Source organism: Pseudomonas sp. AIG (assembly GCF_977020205.1).
Window position 1 is genome coordinate 50,867 of the sequence record NZ_CDROCK010000007.1, and the last position, 14,985, is coordinate 65,851.

The following is a 14,985-nucleotide window of genomic DNA, read 5'->3' on the forward strand; positions in this document are numbered from 1 at the left end:
CTGAAGATCGACAAAGTCTAGGCGTTCGACCGCGCTCGCGGCCAGCCTCGCGTCATTCAAACACTTCGCGCTTTACGATGTGCAATACATAGTTATGTCGTTTTCCCCCGAGAGGCTGCTAGCATCGGCCTCACTTGCACCCCGAACAGGCGAACATCAGGTAGCCCATGCTCGAGCCCACAGCACCGCCAAGGAAAGCACCGCTGGCCCCGCCGCTGGATACGCGGCATCAGCTCGAAACGCCGGAAGGCATCGAACTGCCGTTGCGTCCCGCCGGGTTGATGGTGCGTGCCGTGGCTTTTGCGATCGATCTGGGTATTCGCGGCGTGATCATGGGTGTGCTGTTTATCGCCCTGGCGTTTCTCGGCAAGCTCGGCATAGGCCTGGGTTCGCTGCTGCTGTTTGCGATCAGCTGGTGGTACATGGTGCTGTTCGAAGTGCTGCGACAGGGCCGCTCGCCGGGTAAACAATGGATGGGACTGCGCGTGGTGCACGACGACGGCACACCGGTTGGCTGGTCGGCCTCGCTGTTGCGCAACCTGCTGCGCTTTGTCGATCTGCTGCCCTTCGGCTACTTTCTCGGCACCCTCAGTTGCCTGCAACACCCGACCTTCAAACGCCTCGGTGACATCGCGGCCGGTACGCTGGTGATCTACAGCGAACGTCCACTCAGCCGCCCACAGTTACCTGAAGCCGAACCGCGACGCTCACCCGTGCAACTCACCCTCAGCGAACAACGCGCCGTGCTGGGCTTCGCCGAGCGCCAAGGAGAATTATCGCCAGCGCGGGTCAATGAATTGGCGGCGCTGCTCGCCCAGCCCCTGCATATTTCTGCGCCCAAAGCTGTCGCTGAACTCAACGGCATCGCTCGCGGCTTGTTGGGTCCGACATGAAGCAGAGCCTTTTCGAAAGTCGTCACAAGGCCGAGTGGGAGCGTTTTGCGCTGGCCCTCGAACGCCTTGAACATGGCAAGGACTCCTCGCCAGTCACCGGTTTCCCCAAGGCTTATCGCAGGCTTTGCCAGCATCTCGCGCTGGCGCAGGAGCGCGGCTATAGCAGTTTCCTCATTGATTCGCTGCAACAACAAGTACTGCGCGGGCATCAACAGCTGTACCGTCACCGCAGTCGACTCGGCGCCAATCTGCTGAGTTTTATCCTAGCCGACTTTCCGCGCCTGGTCCGTGCCGAATGGCCCTTTGTGCTGGTCGCCAGCCTGCTGTTCTTCGGCAGCCTGATCGGCGTCGGCATGCTGGTGTATTTCTTTCCCGAACTGGTCTACAACCTGATCCCCGCCGATCAGGTGCGCGAGATGCAAGGCATGTACGACCCGGTCGCCGGACACCTCGGGCGCCCCGCCGAACGTGCGGCCAGTGAGGACTGGGTGATGTTCGGTTACTACGTGATGCACAACATCGGCATTGCCTTTCAGACTTTCGCCAGTGGCTTGCTGATAGGTGTGGGCAGTGCTTTTTTTCTGTTCTATAACGGCATGGTCATTGGCGCGGTGGCCGGGCACCTGAGCGAGATCGGTTTCGGCCAGACTTTCTGGTCATTCGTTATTGCCCATGGCGCCTTTGAACTCACCGCCATTGCCCTCGCCGGGGCGGCCGGCCTGAAACTCGGCTGGGCCTTGATCGCCCCCGCACGGCTGACCCGCAGCGAAGCGCTGAAACGGGCGGCGCGCAAAAGTGTATTGCTGGTCTGCGGCGTGATGTTGTTCCTGCTGATTGCCGCGTTTATCGAAGCCTACTGGTCATCGAAGACCAGCGTCATGCCGCTGACCAAATATCTGGTCGGCGCCGGCCTTTGGGCGTTGGTCGCGGTCTATCTATTGTTCGCCGGAAGGACTCGCCATGCGCCTGAGTGACGCCACCGTGGTGATCCGTCCGCGCACGACCTGGGAAGCCATGGACCTCGGCGTGCTGATGAGCCAGCAACATCGGCGTCTGCTGATGACCAGTTGGGCGATCATCACGCTGCCGCTGTTCGCCTTGCTCAGCCTGTTGTTATGGGATTCGCCGTCACTGGCGGTGTTTATCTTCTGGTGGCTGAAACCGGCATATGAACGCCTGCCGCTGTACATCCTGTCGAAAGCGCTGTTTGGCGAAACGCCGACACTTAAACAAGCCTTGCGCGAATGGCCGCGCCTGCTCAAACCACAGCTGCTGGCCAGCCTGACCTGGCGCCGCCTGAGTTTCAGTCGCAGCTTTCTGCTGCCGGTGGTGCAACTCGAAGGCCTCGACGGCAGCGCCCGACAACAACGCCTGCACGTGCTGCTGCAACGCAACGCCGGTGCCGCGCAATGGCTGACCCTCATCGGCGTGCATCTGGAAACCGCGCTGTGGATCGGCCTGATGGTGTTGTTCTACATGCTGTTGCCGCAGCAGATCGAAACGGATTGGGACTGGCAATCGCTGATATTCGCGGCGGACAACGAGTGGCGCTGGCTGGAACACCTGACCAATGCCTTCTATGCGCTGGTGCTCGTGGTGTGGGAGCCGATCTATGTCGCCTGCGGCTTCAGCCTTTATCTGAACCGACGTACGCAACTGGAAGCGTGGGATATCGAGCTGGTGTTCCGCCGCTTGCGTCATCGTCTCAACAACGGTGTTTTGGGGGTGCTGCTGGCGGTCTTTCTGCTGCTGCCGAATGTGCCTTCCGCGTGGGCCGCCGAGCCGGATGACAGTCCCCAGGCGCCGCGACTGTTGAATCAGCCACTCACCAGTCAGGCCTCCCGTGACAGCATCAAGGCACTGCTTGAGCAACCGCCGTTCAAGAACAAGGAATTCGTCACCCGCTATCGCTTTGGCGACGACCCGGCGAAACCTGCCGAAGCGCAAACACCGGGTGAAGCGCCGCAATGGCTGAAAACCCTTTTGGGCTGGCTCGACGGGCAACACTTGAATGGACTGGCGAAGGTCATTGAAGTGCTGTTGTGGGGCGCGGTCATTGCTGCGTTCGGCTGGCTGATCTGGCGTTATCGCGACTTTCTGCAAGCCTTCGTCAGCCGCCGCCCGAGGCTGCCTTCCAAACCGAAACGCGCGTTGCCGCAGCAAGCCTTCGGTCTGGATTTGAACCGCGACACCTTGCCTGACGACATCGCCGCCCATGCCGAGCAACTCTGGCAAAGCCAACCCCGTGCAGCGCTGGGCCTGCTGTATCGAGGGCTGCTCAGCCATCTGCTCCACGACTTCGATATGAGCCTGAAACCCGCTGACACCGAACTCCAGGTGCTGGCGCACGTGGAGCAATTGCAGCGGCCCGAACTGCTCACCTTCAGCCGCAACCTGACCAATCACTGGCAGAACATGGCCTACGGGCATCGCGTACCACCGGCGTCCATGCAGCAGGAATTGTGCGATGGCTGGCGCGCCTTGTTTGGCCCCGGAGCCGCCCGTTGAATCGCCGGACATTGTGCTGGGTCGGAGGGTTGATTGCCCTGCTGCTGGGTGTGTTGTGTGTGTTCCTGTACCTCAAGGCCAAGCCTTACAAGGAAGAAGTCGATCACGGCCCCTCGCCCGCCGCGCAAGCCAATCCTTATCTGGCGGCCGAGCTGTTCTTGCGCGAACGCGGCCTGAATGTCGGCCATGCCGAAAGCCTCGCGGTGCTCCCGGACATTGATCCACGCCGTCATACATTGCTGTTGTTTAACGACCGCTCGCAAATGACGCCGCGTCAGGTCGATCAGGTATTGAACTGGGCACGGGCCGGCGGGCGGCTGGTGTTCGTCGCCGAATCGCTTTGGAATGAGCAGACCCGACAAAGCAACGACCTGTTACTCGATCGCGTGCAACTGCATCAATCCCTCAGCAAGGATCTGAAGGATTTACCTGCGGAGGCTGAGCCTGACCGGTTCCCGAAACTGACCAAACTCTATCTCGAAGACGAAGATGCACCGGCTTACGCCGGTTTCGACACCGACTTCCACCTCGACGATCCGAAGAATCTCGCGCAAGCCTGGGCCAACAGTGCCAAGGCCACGCACATGATGCAACTGCCCTATAGCCTTGGCTCGATCACCGTGGTCACCGACGCCGATCTATGGAAAACCGCAGCCATCGCCCAATACGACAACGCCTGGCTGCTCTGGTATTTGAGCGCCGACACCGACGTCACGTTGATCTACAACACCGAGCACGATGGCCTGCTGACTTTGCTCTGGCGCTACTTCCCGCAAGCCATCGTCGCCCTGCTCGCGTTGATCGGCCTGTGGCTGTGGCATGTCGGTGTGCGCCATGGTCCGCTTCAGGCGCCGGCCCCGAGCGGGCGGCGGCAATTGCAGGAGCACCTGCGTGCCAGCGCCGATTTCCTGTTGCGCCACAACGGCCAGCAAGCCCTGCTGCAAGCACTGCAACAGGACGTGCTGCGCCGCGCGCGCCGCCGGCATCCCGGCTTTGACCAATTGAATGTTGCCGAACAATGGCTGGCGTTGGCGCGCCTGACCCGGCAACCCACCCGCGCTATCAGCCAGGCCCTGAGCCCGGTGCCGAACCGGCGGCTCTCCAGCGCCGATTTCTGTCGCCAGGTCGCCCACCTGCAAACCCTGAGGAATACGCTATGACCGAACAGATCGAGCCCGGCAGCGCCAGCCACGCCGCCCAGCAACGCCAGCGTGCCAGCCAGTTGGCACAAGCGGTGCGCGGCGAATTGCAGAAGGCCCTGATCGGCCAGAATCAGGTGATCGACGACGTGCTGACAGCGCTCATCGCCGGTGGTCACGTATTGCTCGAAGGCGTGCCGGGGTTGGGCAAGACTCTGCTGGTGCGGGCATTGGCCCGCTGCTTCGGTGGCGAGTTCGCGCGGATTCAATTCACCCCGGACCTGATGCCCAGCGACGTCACCGGCCACGCCGTGTACGACCTGCAAACCGAACAGTTCAAGCTGCGCAAAGGCCCGTTGTTCACCAACCTGCTGCTGGCTGACGAGATCAACCGCGCGCCGGCAAAAACTCAGGCAGCGTTGCTTGAAGCGATGCAGGAACGTCAGGTCACGCTCGAAGGTCGCGCCCTGCCGATTGCGCAACCGTTCATGGTGTTGGCCACGCAAAACCCGATCGAACAGGAAGGCACTTATCCGCTGCCGGAAGCCGAGCTCGACCGGTTCATGCTCAAAGTGCGCATGGACTACCCCGACGCCGATCAGGAGCTGAACATGGTGCGCCAGGTCTGCCGCTCGACCCGCGCCGACATGCTCGATGTGCAACCGCTGCGCACCGTGTTGCAGGCCAAGGACGTGCAAGCCCTGCAACGCATTGCCAGTGATTTGCCGCTGGACGATCAGGTGCTTGATTACGCCGTGCGCCTGGCGCGCAGCACCCGCACCTGGCCGGGACTGACCCTTGGCGCCGGGCCGCGCGCTTCGATTGCCCTGGTGCGTTGCGCCCGTGCCCGCGCCTTGTTGCGCGGCGGCGAGTTCGTGATTCCCGACGATATCAAGGGTTGTGCGCTGGCCGTGCTGCGCCATCGCGTACGCATCGCCCCGGAGCTGGACATCGAAGGTTTGCAGGTCGATCAAGTGCTCGCGCAATTGCTCGACCAAGTCCCGGCGCCGCGTCTGTGAAACCCTCGCGCCGGCTGTTGATCTGGCTGGCCTTGCTGCTGGTCATCGGCATTGTGCTGGGCACGTTGCGCGCACTGGAGATCGAGATCCCGGCGAGCCTGATATCGATCAACTGGGGGTTGCTGCTGGCGCTGCTGGCCTTGGCGGTGCTGGATGCGCTGCGCCTCAATCGTCTGCCGACGCCGCGCGTCACTCGACAGATGCCCGGCAGTCTGGCACTCGGCCGTTGGGGTGAAGTGCGTCTGGAAGTCGAACATGACTTCAGCGAGCCGATGCACATTCAACTGTTCGACCATCCGCCAGAAGGCCTGAGTTTCGAACACCTGCCGCTGTCGATTGAACTGCAACCCGGCCAACGCAGCCTGCTCGGCTACCGTCTGCGCCCGCTCAAACGCGGTCATTTCAACTTCAGCCATTGCGAAATCAACCTGCCCAGCCCTTTGGGGTTATGGTCAGGAAAACGCCTGCTCAATGTCAGCGACCAGACCCGCGTCTACCCCGACTTCGCCCGGCTCTACGGCGGTGAACTGCTGGCCGTGGACAACTGGCTCAGCCAGCTCGGCGTACGCCAGCGGCAACGTCGCGGTCAGGGTCTGGAATTCCATCAACTGCGCGAGTTCCGCGAAGGCGACAGCCTGCGCCAGATCGACTGGAAAGCCACCGCGCGCCAACGCACACCGATTGCCCGTGAATATCAGGACGAGCGCGACCAGCAGATTATCTTCATGCTCGACTGTGGCCGACGCATGCGCAGCCAGGACGATGAACTGTCGCATTTCGACCACGCACTCAATGCCTGCCTGCTACTCAGTTATGTGGCCCTGCGCCAGGGCGATGCGGTGGGTCTGAGTACCTTTGCCTGCGAACAGCCACGCCATCTCGCGCCGGTCAAAGGCAGCGGCCAACTGAACGTGCTGCTGAACACGGTTTATGACCTCGACAGCACCCAGCGCCCTGCCGATTATCAGGCCGCCGCCAATCAACTGCTGACGCGACAGAAGCGTCGGGCCTTGGTGGTGCTGGTGACCAACCTGCGTGACGAGGACGATGAGGAACTGCTGAGCGCGGTCAAACGCCTGAGCGCACAACATCGGGTGCTGGTCGCCAGCCTGCGCGAAGAAGCGCTGGACGCGTTGCGCCAAACCACGGTGCAAACGCTGCCCGAAGCGCTGGCTTACTGCGGCACGGTGAGTTACCTGAATGAGCGGGCAGAACTGCATGAGCGGTTGAGTGCTCATGGCGTTCCGGTGGTGGATGTTCGGCCCGCGGAGTTGGGGGCCGAACTGGTGACGCAGTATCTGAGCTGGAAAAGAAGTGCGGCGCTTTGATCAATTCACCACCTCGACCTGTACGCTGCCAGTGTCCGAAGAGCCGTCAGGATTTTCGACCTTGACCGTCAGGGACATGACTTGCGGTACCTGCACAGGCCTGCCAATGCTGGTGTATTTCCCCTCGCTGTCGGTAAACCCCGCGATAAAGGGCGCGGTGTTGCGTGACACCAGAATTTTTCTGAATGGCATGGGTTTTCGGGATTGCTTGTCGACGATCTGCGCGGTCATCGTCACCAACTGATTGACCGGAACCGGATTGGGTGTAGCGACAACCGACTGGACAGCCGCAACACGTGACTCGACGATATCCAGAATCAACGTCCTGACGTCCCATCCCGCTATCCCTCCCTTCACCGATGCCCACAGTGAACCCTTTTCTGGTTCGCCAAGGACGAAATGCACCTTCGTCTTGCCCTCGGCATCCGTCAGCGTTACCGGTAACGCTGTGTTGTCGTATTCCCACATCACTTCGACATTGGCCAGGGGCTCCCCGGTGTCAGCTGAAACCACCAAGGCCTGCGCTGTCATCTCTTGTCCTGGGTGTCCGGACAAATCATCGCTGACCAGTTCTCTTATTTTCCGGGGTTCATGCAGAAAAAACGGTAGCGAAATCGATTCCGAATACTGCGCATCCCCCACCGTCGCGGTCAGTTGCACCGATCCGGGAGTCTTGGGCACAAACCAAATTCGCGACTCGCCGTAGAAGTTGGTGGTCGTCCTTACCTCGCCGAGATCCGGGCTGCACCAGACAACATTCATCCCCACCATCGGCCTGCCGCTGATGGCCGAGACGATAGTGATCTGTTCCGACAACGCCTCGCCCCAAAGCAAGGTCTGACGGCCCCGCGAACGCTCGGCGATTTTCACCACTTGTGCGCCTTCGCCCAAAGACATCGCGTTGACGGGAGAAAGACTCGCCAATCGTTCAGAGGCAAAACACAGCCCGAAACGGCCATTCTTCAGGTCACCGACCGAATAGGTGTAGGAGAGTCCCTTCTGACTGAAAGGCCGGAATTCGCCGAGCATGGGTTCATCGAAACGAATATCCAGTTCTGCTGGCCCGGTCCCCGTCATCCCCAGTGCCAGGCCGTAATCCAGTAACGCGCTGTTAGCCGGGGCTTTCACCTCGAGCCGATGCTGGCCCTTGCGACGCGGGAAGCAGGTGTTCACACCCCATGTCTGTTCCGGCCTGCCGTCGAAACTGACCCTCAATTCGGTCCACGGATCGGTTACCAGCGATTTGACGGTTACCGTGCGAGTGTCTTCGTAGTTGTCAAAGTAGCTGTCGACCAGTGCCGTCACTGAATGCATGCCGTCAGTGTTCGGTCGAAAACCGAAACCGCTCCAGCCCTCGACGTCGGTCGATGTCGTCGTGCCATTCATACCGTCCCACCATTTCACCGGAACCTGCCCCACCGGTTTGTCGGTGAACTGCGAGTACACCTGAACCCACAACCAGGCCGGTGCCTGACCGACAACCGGATCCACAACTGCTTCGCGCACAGCGTGAATCCTCACTTTGTTATGGCCCAACACCAGTGGTTTGGCGTCGGCGACAAAATCCAGCTCAGGTAAGGCCAAGGTGAGCGCAAATCGACCGGGCTGCTCGCTCTCAGAAAAGTCCAGCGCCCAGACCGCGCCCCCATCGTTCAATGTCTGTGACGTATCCAGCGTGGGTCTGACGCTGGCGTCCAGCTCATCAATCGGATCGCCCGACCAGCTCAGCGTGGCCTGCAATCCCACCAGCGGACTTAACGCATTGGGCAACACATTGAAGGTGTGAATGGCGCCCAGACACGGATAAAGCGCTTGTTCGTCTGGCGCAGCCCGGATCTGATCCAGCAGCAGACTGACCTCCGTACTCAAATCGTCAGACAACAGGCGCCCGGACAACTCTCGAACACTGTCGACACCTTCCAGACGCAGCTCCAGCTCAAACAGACTGCTGATGCTGTCTTCTGCCGCTGAACTCAGCGTCCATTGCACCCCCGTCGTTGCCAAGGGTTTGCGTATTCCCAAATCGGAAGGCTGCAAACCGATGTCCGGATCATCGCCACGCCAGTGCAGGCTGATGTTTTTATTGACCCACGAACTGCCCGCGACGGGCTTGACGTTCAAGGTGTGCGAACGACCTTTTCGGCAAAGCAAGCCGAGCGTATTACGCTCGACGACCTCCCCGTCCAGACTGATCTCGACCTCGGTCTTCCATGGGCTGGTAGCAATCGCACGGACGTCGAACACCCGAACGACGGGAACGGCTTGCGGGTGTGCCTTGACGTAGGCGGTAACCTTCAGATCCCCGGCCTTTACCGGTGTGTGGAACAGGTTCGCCCAACCACCGTAGCCCGTATAGGTAGTGATAACGTCTTCAGGGGTGTGCCATTCGACCAGCGCGTTATGAACCGGATCACCGTCAGCGAATGCCGTCTCATGCAGCACTTGCACGCGCAACAACACGCTTTCCTGCTCATCGACCAGCGGAAATTTGTTGGCTTCGCGGGCCTCGCCGATCCTGACCCGATTGCGCGCCAGCGACATCGGTTTGCCCGGCGATGGCAGCAGCAATTTCGAGCAAACCAGCGACAGCAGGAAATTGCCGTCGAGCTCATCATCACAGCTCAGCGTCCAGTGCATGTCGGGCCGTGTGACCGGCACCCACTCCGCAAGGGGTGGACTGACATCGACGCCCAGTTGTTGATGACTGTCGCCACTCCAATGCAAGGACAGCTCAGTGTCCAGCAATGGACTGTTTTGCGGCAGACGCACCTGCAAGTCATGGATGCCACCGCGATTCGGATAACCGTTCGCCTCCCAGGCTGTCTCGTCAATCCCGACAACGGCGCGCAAGTCCTTCCACGGATCAGTGGCCAGTACGCGCACCGTGAACGGTTCGGTGTAAACCCCACTGGCGTAGTAAGGACTCTCGACCGACGCCACGATAATCACGTCTCCCGTCTTCGTCGGCTCAAAATCAAAGTAAGCCCAACCGTACTCATCGGACACAGAGGCTGCTGTCACCCGCTCTGCCGTCGACCAGTTGACCGTCAGGCCTGCGACACTCTGTTGGGTATAGAAAGACGCCACCTGCACGCCCAGACATACACTTTGCTGATATTCCAGTACCGGGTAGTACGCGGCCTCAAGCCTCTCGCGAAACTTGAGACGGTGGTGTCCCAGCGATACCGCAATCGTATAAGGCGCTGCGTTGTAGCGGTTGATCAGGTTCAGCGTGAATAAATAACGATCTTCGTCACCGACCACCGGACAGTCGAGCGACCATTGCCCTGTCAGCAACTGCTCAACCTCCGGCCCCGGTTTGACGATGATCGCTTGCTGTGGATTATCAATCAGCGTCAGGGCTGCCTCGGTACTCTCCCAGGCATTCTCCGGCTCAGGTTCGAACGTCAAACTGTGTGCGTTGTCAGCCGTTGCCCCCAGACAAAAATACACCGTGCTGTCCTCGTCCAGAACCTGATCATCCAGTTTCAGGGTGTGCAGTTTCAACGGATCCAGGTGCAATTGCAGGTTGATGCGGGCAATACGGACTTTCGAATAATAGTCGCCGTCGGCGTTGTTCGGGCTACTGATCTCTAAACGCAGCGTGTCGCCGGCAGCTAGAGATGAGTTCAGCGCTTGCTTGTATTCAAGCGGGACAAACTCCAAAGGTTGTCCGGCCGCCAATCGGGCCAGGTCCTGTTCATGGTTGCGGCCAATCGCGGGTTTCAGCTCTACCGTCAATATCTCCTCAGTGCCCTTGAAGACGCGCAGCCATCCCGACTGTTGGTGGATCGTCTCGCACAAGAAGCTCAGCCGATATTGCGCATCGCCGGCGGTTTTCCTGGGGACTTCCAACGCCTGGCTGACAGCACTGTTATGAGAGAGGTGCAGCAGCATGATCCGCTCCCCCTCATACCAGTCTTCCGCTATGCCGATCGAAGGACCGCTTTTCTTCCAGCCCTGTGTTCCTTCGCTGAAATCACCATTGAGCAGCAGATTCCGGTTCGCTTGAACGATCGGCTCATTCATGACTGCCCGCTCCTTTAACCCGACTGTTGCGCGCCGCACTTTGAAATTCGTTGACCAGATCCACCACTTTGCTGACAAAGGTCGGCTCGCCAACCTTGGCCGTGTAGCGAATCCGCACGATGCACTCGTTCATGGAGAGCAGCGTGTCTTTTTGCGGTTGATTCAAATGGAAAGGAAAAGACAGCTGCCACTTCGACACGGCGCCGGTGTTCTCGAAGGGATTGAGCAAACCTTCATCGGGTTTCATTGCCGTCAGACCGTTGTCGGCGATCCCTGCCGACAGGACGATCTGCTGGCCACTGCGCAAGTTGATCAACACGTCGCCAGGCGCCACGCTACCGGGATTGTGCAAGTACTGGACTGACTGCGTAGTGGCCCGGGTCGCCGTCTTGCTTGAGACCTGCAGCAGCTTGGCCCGTACATTCTCATACGGTCCGGTCAACACTGGCAGGTCGATTTCCATTGAGTTGATCTGCCGGCAGAAGTGTCCTGGATGATCACGATCGAAGAGCAATTGGGTCAGTTGGAATTCCAGTGTGCCGGTTGTCTGCAGCTGTGCGAGCGCAACGTCCCAGTTGGCGATGCCTGGCTGTGGCTCAACCTGGTCGTTGAACAATTGACGCAGGGAAACGGTTTTTACCAATTCCTGCCGGCGCTCGTAGCGCTGCAGATATTCGCGTTCCATCCGCAGCAAATGCGCGCGCAAATGCTCGCCGGCCGTCAGGCCATGACGCTGTTCCAGAAACACATTGGGCAAGGGGATCTGCGCATCATAATCGCCGGTTTCAGCATTCATCGACGCCTGAGCGCTGAGGCACAGACTGATCACGGCGTCATACGCCTGATAATGCAAAGCCTTGAGCTGGCCCAGCATCCAGCCAAACAGCTCGGCATTGCTTGCGCGCTTTTTCAGGAAGTTGTAAACCGCCAGCGCCTGAGCATTGGCCCGCAGGGTTTGTGCAAGGCCCGTGCGAGCCGCGGTGACCGCATGGCGTTGTGCCTCGATCTGCACAGTGAGGGCGCCGGCCTCGGACTCGGCCTGATCACGTTGCAGCCCCCATTCGTTGCGGCGGCGACGGTAACCTTCGGTAGTGGCCTGATCGTCGGCGTCGATTTGCAACATCGATGAGGCGATTTCCAGGCCGAAACACACTGCATCGATAGCGTTTTCGGGTTTCATCCCGCCATTGGCCACGCCAAAGATTTTTGGCAACGCCGCGATGACCGCTCCGGTGGGTTTGAGGATTTTGGCGGTCAAGGCATTGGTTTTCGACTGCTTCAAGCTCGCCATGACCTGGTATTCAACCGCCGACACGTTCTCGATATAGCGCTGCGCGTAGGCGTTCGCCCGCTGTAGCGCCACGTCCCGGCTCTGCTCCAGCGCCCTGACGCTGGCCTCCAGTTGAGCGATGGACTGCTCCTGCACGGTTCGGGCGTAGTCGCCCACTTCCACCAGATGCGCTTGCTGCATTTCTTCCTGCTCGGCACGCGCGCGTCGTTCGAGCATATCGCGTACCTGGTTGCCGAAATCCTGTAGCACCTGCACCGCACGGGTGGCGATGTCGTGAACGGTGCGCCAGCGAAACGCGCCGACAACCAACCGCCCGCCCATCGGCCGTGGCCCACCGACGCCACCCGAGGCCAGAAATTCCAGCAACGCCTTCGGATCGGACGGGGGGCTGAAAAGCGGGATATCCAGCGGTTTGCCATCGAGGGTGAGGTTGTTGCGCAAGTTGTGCAGACGTTGACCCGGAGCGTCAAACAAATCCCCCAACGCTTGATCGATGGGAATCCTGAACGGCCCGAAAGCCAACAAACCGAGCTTTGGCGCAATATCGGAACCGGACGGGACATCCGCCAGACTGAAGGCGAGCGACTGTTCAAACGCCTCCAGCGCCGGACGGCTACTGCTTGCGCCCAACAGGCTTCCCACAGTAGCGGTTTGCCAGCGATTCACCGCTCGGGCCAGAGGCGGCTTGCCCATCAGGAACTCGGCTTGCACATAACACAATTTGGCCGCCACCAGGCTGTCGCGGGTCAGTTGACGGTAATACCAGTCGCCCCAAGCCATGAGATTTTTCACGTACTCGCAGAAGATCAAAATCCTGAAGTGCTTGGGCGCTGAATAGCCGATGGCATCCGGATCGGCGGGGGCCAGTGCCTCACAGCCGGGATTGCCGGCGTCGTTCGCCAACGGCCGGCAGCGCCAGTACGACACTTTGGGGGCGGGCCTGTCGGGATCGGCGATGGCTTGCGGATCAAACACGTAGTGCAGCCATTTCTGCGCATCGGCAAAACGCTCTTCATCGCGCAGACGCGTGTACACCAGATGCGGCAGATGGAAAAACAACTCCCAGTAGAACAACCCGTTGGCGCCATCGAAAGCACCGTTGGGCTCGTCGAACTCACTGCCGGTTGGCGGTGGCTCCGGGAGAAACTGTGTATCCCAGTCCAGCACAGCTTCGACGGAGATACTGGAACGCAGCACCAGTTCGGGGCCGAAGTGTGAGTTCAGGCGACTGTACTTCAGGTAGGGAGCCGGCAATTCGTAGGAAAGAAACTGCGCGGCATCGGTGGTGTTTTTCAGCAGTTTTGGCGGAGTGAAGTCCGCCAGATTGACGATGTCGAGTTTGAATTCCTTACCGCCAAACCCCGTTTGCGTAGCGTTTAGAGTGAAGGTGGTGCCTCTGGGCCAAGTACCTTTGTCACGTTCGAATTTCAGCGATGCAGTGGCCCAGTCTCCGGCTTGCGAGAACGTCGCTTTTATCGGCCCAGGATCCGTAGCGGCACCGCCGACCAGGGTCAATTCGAACTCTGCTGAAGCGCCGGCGGGCAGCCCCGTAGGCCTGCAAAAACCATTGACGGTCAGCACATCTTTCTCGCCGACACGCTGGGCCGTGGCCCGGAGATCGAGATAACTCGCCATGGAACCGACAGTCTTGACCGCGCTGGTCATCGTCACCTGGAGGTTAAAGGAATGTTGCACCGTCTCGGGCGTTTTAAACCGGTCTTGCGCGACATCCAGCCAGCCACCCGCGTCAGTCATGTCGGGCCGCATCAGCACATCGTAAATCCTGTGAGTCACCTGTTTTACCGAAGTTGATTCGTTGTCCTTCACCGGAATCACCACCCCCAGCTTGCCTTTGGGCGAATCCATATCGATCCACACCGTGGCAATCAGCTGAAAATCCTTGGCATCCTTGGCCTCTGCCTGCGCACTGTACAAAGTCAGCGGCGCCGACCATTGACCGTTCTGCGTCATGAAGGCCAGGTTGACGCTCAGTTGTTCGGGGATGAAGTCGTCATCCGTTTTACCTTCGACCTTGTCACTCCACTCGGCCCATACCAGACACAACCGACCGTTCCAGAATACCGGGCGAATATCCAGCACCCGATACGCTGGCTGGATCCCCACTTCCCGCCATTCGCCCCAGGCCGCCGGATTGACAGCAACACAGGTGGGTGTGAGCTCAATCTCGGCCTTGCGCCAGAAGTACTGGAACGGCGGCACCCGCTGACGACCGACAAAATAGTAATCGGCGCGGTCAGGCGTGTGGCCGTCCATGTAGCAACTGATGACATCCAGATCACAGGTCTGCTCGAAGCCTTGCAGATAGTTCTGCAAGGCCGCCTGCACCGAATCGGCATTCAAGCGGGTCTGGTTCAAGTCGTTTTCGAGGGTCTTGAACAGGCTGCTCTTGCGTTGGCGGACAAACGGGTTGACGTATTTTTCCGGGTAAATCCTGATCAACTGAACGGCAGCCCAGTCAGGGTAGTTGTTGCACAGTTCCCACTCGGCCAGATCACTGGCGGAAAACTGGTGATGGGTATAACCGGGTTCTAGTTTGCGATACACCGCATGAATGTATTGCTGGGCACAACTGGTCGCTTCGGCCACCCAGGAACTTTGCACGGCATAGGTGTCCAGCGGATCCATGCGCAGCAGTTCGAACAAATCTGCCGGGCTTTCCACAAAAGGGTAAGCCACCCGGCTGGCATGGCCGATGCAGTATTCAAGCAACGCAGTACGCCGTTTTTCCTGCAGATCGCCAATGTGATTCAGTGCCAT

8 protein-coding genes are annotated in these 14,985 nt (G+C 59.7%); 6 read left to right on the forward strand and 2 right to left on the reverse strand.

Features of this window, described 5'->3' with window-relative positions:
- Nucleotides 1-167: 167 nt before the first annotated feature.
- The 6 genes from ACWR1S_RS06680 to ACWR1S_RS06705 are packed head-to-tail and all read left to right on the forward strand — an operon-like array spanning nucleotide 168 to nucleotide 6,887.
- Complete coding sequence (locus tag ACWR1S_RS06680; protein WP_454562898.1) at nucleotides 168-893, forward strand: RDD family protein; 726 nt, start codon at nucleotides 168-170, stop codon at nucleotides 891-893.
- A complete protein-coding gene (locus tag ACWR1S_RS06685) occupies nucleotides 890-1,867 on the forward strand; it encodes a stage II sporulation protein M (RefSeq protein ID WP_454562899.1) in 978 nt (325 codons plus the stop codon). Before ACWR1S_RS06680 ends, ACWR1S_RS06685 begins: the two co-directional genes overlap by 4 nt.
- Nucleotides 1,854-3,401 carry a DUF4129 domain-containing protein gene (locus tag ACWR1S_RS06690; protein ID WP_454562900.1) on the forward strand — a complete coding sequence of 516 codons (1,548 nt, stop codon included), beginning with the start codon at nucleotides 1,854-1,856 and terminating at the stop codon, nucleotides 3,399-3,401. Before ACWR1S_RS06685 ends, ACWR1S_RS06690 begins: the two co-directional genes overlap by 14 nt.
- Entirely contained in the window at nucleotides 3,398-4,561 is a 1,164-nt protein-coding gene (locus ACWR1S_RS06695) for a DUF4350 domain-containing protein (RefSeq protein WP_454562901.1), read from the forward strand. The genes ACWR1S_RS06690 and ACWR1S_RS06695 overlap by 4 nt, the downstream gene beginning before the upstream one ends.
- Nucleotides 4,558-5,559: an AAA family ATPase gene (locus ACWR1S_RS06700; RefSeq protein WP_034153443.1), complete on the forward strand. Its 1,002-nt coding sequence runs from the start codon at nucleotides 4,558-4,560 to the stop codon at nucleotides 5,557-5,559. Before ACWR1S_RS06695 ends, ACWR1S_RS06700 begins: the two co-directional genes overlap by 4 nt.
- Nucleotides 5,556-6,887 (forward strand): DUF58 domain-containing protein, encoded by a 1,332-nt coding sequence (locus tag ACWR1S_RS06705; RefSeq protein WP_454562902.1) that lies wholly within the window; start codon nucleotides 5,556-5,558, stop codon nucleotides 6,885-6,887. Before ACWR1S_RS06700 ends, ACWR1S_RS06705 begins: the two co-directional genes overlap by 4 nt.
- On the opposite strand, the gene ACWR1S_RS06710 is transcribed toward ACWR1S_RS06705, so the two are convergent.
- Nucleotides 6,888-10,916, reverse strand: a complete 4,029-nt coding sequence (locus ACWR1S_RS06710) for a hypothetical protein (RefSeq protein ID WP_454562903.1) — start codon at nucleotides 10,914-10,916, stop codon at nucleotides 6,888-6,890.
- Complete coding sequence (locus ACWR1S_RS06715; protein ID WP_454562904.1) at nucleotides 10,909-14,985, reverse strand: Tc toxin subunit A-related protein; 4,077 nt, start codon at nucleotides 14,983-14,985, stop codon at nucleotides 10,909-10,911. The genes ACWR1S_RS06710 and ACWR1S_RS06715 overlap by 8 nt, the downstream gene beginning before the upstream one ends.